This window comes from Salinicola salarius (assembly GCF_002179555.1).
Lineage (GTDB): Bacteria > Pseudomonadota > Gammaproteobacteria > Pseudomonadales > Halomonadaceae > Salinicola > Salinicola salarius_A.
The window spans coordinates 1-3,308 of sequence record NZ_NHOU01000078.1 but is presented as its reverse complement, the minus strand read 5'-3'; the positions used below and the strand labels follow the sequence as shown (position 1 = coordinate 3,308).

The following is a 3,308-nucleotide window of genomic DNA, read 5'->3' as shown; positions in this document are numbered from 1 at the left end:
GCTTCCGGGGGCCGGTCTCACGGATTCAGGTTAATCATAAAGCCAGATTGGCCCTTAAACCATAGACAGATAACCGTATCTGTCAAAATTAGCACTTTGAATAGCAATAAGAGATATAGCGAAAATCGCTATATCCCTTATCTTGTTAGAGGTTACAGTTAGCTTAATAGATGAACTGTAAGCTCATTTTATAGCGTTGCGTGGAGTGCTGTATTCGCAAGCAACACAAGTGTCATTAAGATAGCATTAATAAATGCTGCTAAATAAACATTTCCAGTAAGACGATAGAAATAACGATTAAAGATGGCTGCAATAATTAGGACTGGTACTAAGCCAATCACAACAATGGATGATAAAGATTCAGCCGGGAATGCTGCTGTTTTCGTTATAAATAGCGTTCCATATTGATAAATCAAGTAGAAAATTAAACCGCCGACAAACATAAAGATTGAGACAAGATAGCCTTTGATCCCTTCAAAGCGTTCACCTGCTGTATTGACATTAATCGATAAGCCTACAATGAAGTAGAAAATAAAGAATAATGGTGCATACTTGAGCAAAGCAACGATATGATGGGCGTCAAAAGTTTTCACTGCTAATGTCCATAATCTAAAGTCTGTTTTAAAGATGGCATCAACAATAAAGAGCATGAAGTAACCGACCGCAATCGCAGCAACTGCAACAACAAAGCTGGCAGCGACTGGTTTCAGTTTCGTTTTTAAGCCGTAATTATCAAGGGTCACACCTTTTGCTTTTTGAGAAGCAAAGTAGCTAATGACAAGCACTAAAGCAGTAATGATTGCCACATTTAATGCCCAGTAAAGAATAGTATTTCCGGTTGGAGCACCAAAGAATGCATTTACTTCAACCAAGTTGTCACGGTAAGTTAGCATGAAGAACTGAATCACACCAATAATCAAGACGCCGGTGGACAACTTTTTCATGTCAGCATGTTTATCTTTAATATAAGCAACAATCAAAGCAATCAAGCTTGTTCCAATTATAATATAGTTAATTTGAGTAATTAATCTTAAGCCTACTTCAACCCCACTATAGAAGGTAGTGAACAACAGTGCCGGGAAGAAAGCACCAAAGATAATCATAACTAGATTGGATATTTTTTCACTATCTGTTGTTGGTGCAGGTATTGCTTTTGGTTTTTCAACAACGGTCGCTGATAAGAATGGCACTTTTAGTAAGAGCTGAACCACCGGGACAAATAGTAAGAAGAAACCAATTAAAGCAACAAATGAAAACCATTCTTTATACATCCACGATTGACCGCTCTCACTTGTTTCTACGATTTCATACTCAGAAAATGCTTCGTTATAGAATTCAATCACATGATCTGTGGTTGTCATTGAAAAATGATTCCAAGGGTGTGTCTCTTCAGGTTGGTAAATAATACGTTGACCGTCTCCAACTGCATAGAATTCACCAACGGTTGGATCTTCAGGGTTACCTAAGAAAGCTTGTGCTTCTTCAGTTGTAATATAGTTTTTTTCAACCACTGTTTTTCCTTGTGCAGCTGCTTCTGGGCTAAAGAAGAATTCATCATACGTTCCGGCAATCTTACCTGCCGTTCTTGGGCCATACGCGGCTACGATATCATCTAGCTCATACCCTAGTGCATAAATCCATTGGTAGTCTGACCCCATTGATAAGTAGCTATCAATCTTTCTAATGCCTGATTGTTCATAAAACATTTCATCTAACAAAACGGCATGTGTGGAAGAGAATCCCCCCATTGAGTGACCGGAAACAGCAATGACACCATTGCCTGCATCATCTTTTAATACGTAATCTTGTTCATACATATAATTAACCGCATCATAAATTGATGTTGGCCAGAATGAGAAAAATGGAAACGATTTGTCCATGGTCCCGACAGAATGACCATGATCGTATTGGTCAAGCGCTAAGACAACATAACCTCGTTTTGACATTTCAATTGCCTGTGGGGCTTGCATCTCTGCTGAATTTAAATAACCATGCGTTGCTACAATCGTTGGACGTGGGTCATCTTCTGCCCCATCTGGTAAATATAAGAGTCCTGATAGTTCACCACTATCTGTTTCAAAGCTTATCCGTGAGACATCTACATCGCCACCAGAGTTATTGCTGATTGAAGCAATCAAACTCCCAATGAAAATTAATGCTAATGATGTAATCAATAAGACCAATGTTCGTTTTTTCAATTGACTTACCTCCGTTTTTATCGTAGGTAATCGCTACTTAAGTTGTTTTTCAAACACATAAAAAGCCAAAAGATAGCTACCGTTTTGAAACGTTACTTAAATAGCTCGTCCCTACGTATAATTTGTGTTACATTTACCGTGCCTCATACCCCTTTGTTTTAAAACGTCATCATCGTTATTCTCTCTTTATCGCGTACGTTTCAAATACGCTTTCGCATACACATCAACAGCCCGAATTGCTTCAACAACATCGTCTGGCGTCACTTCAAATGGCATGTTTTCCATTGTCTCGCCCACTTTGGTTGCGGACTTACCAACTGCTAATAAGGCTTCATATGATTTATCCGCTAAATGCATTTGTTCTAAAGTAACCGGTAAATCAAGAGCAACATACATTGCAAGGTAACGTTCGATTTCTTCAATGGTTTTATTTTCTAACACCAGTTGTGTTAGTGTGCCGTAAGCTACTTTCTCACCGTGTGATAAATGGTGAATATCACCATCAACGGCAGTAAATCCATTATGGATCGCATGCGCTGCTGCTAGACCTGAATCTTCAAAACCAAGGCCTGAGAGTAAGGTATTCGCTTCAACAATCGCTTCGAGTGCTGGTGTGACAACATTTGCTTTATTTGCTTCATAAGCGAGTACTCCATAATCAAACAGCACTTTTTCACATTTTTCGGCAATTGCAAAGCCAGCAATCGTTGCTTTTCCACCACTCATCGTGTTACCGTTCTTTTGTTTAACTGCCCGTGCTTCAACGAGCGTTGCTAATGCATCTGAAATACCTGATGCTAACATCCGCGCTGGTGCACTTGCAATAATTTTCGTATCCATTAAAACTAAATCAGGGTTTTTTTTATAGAACAAGTACTGTTCAAACTCACCTTCTTCTGTATAAACAACTGATAAACCTGAGGTTGGTGCATCAGTTGATGCAAGCGCTGGGAAGACGACAACTGGTACTTTCAAATTGTTGGCGACAGCTTTTGCTGTGTCCAGCGCTTTCCCTGCACCCATGCCAATCACAAAATCTACTGTCTTGTCCCTGAATCCGTGAGACCGGCCCCAGGAAACACTTCTAACCCACTGACCTGCATGGCAATA

2 protein-coding genes are annotated in these 3,308 nt (G+C 39.7%); both read right to left on the bottom strand.

All coding sequences use genetic code 11. The features are described 5' to 3' along the window. Positions 1–188: 188 nt before the first annotated feature. Positions 189–2,198, bottom strand: a complete 2,010-nt coding sequence (locus tag CCD76_RS18965; RefSeq protein ID WP_218777084.1) for an alpha/beta fold hydrolase — start codon at positions 2,196–2,198, stop codon at positions 189–191. A 186-nt stretch (positions 2,199–2,384) separates the two neighbouring features. Next, positions 2,385–3,308: glycerol dehydrogenase (locus CCD76_RS18960; RefSeq protein ID WP_143543339.1), on the bottom strand; the 924-nt coding region annotated here is incomplete at its 5' end.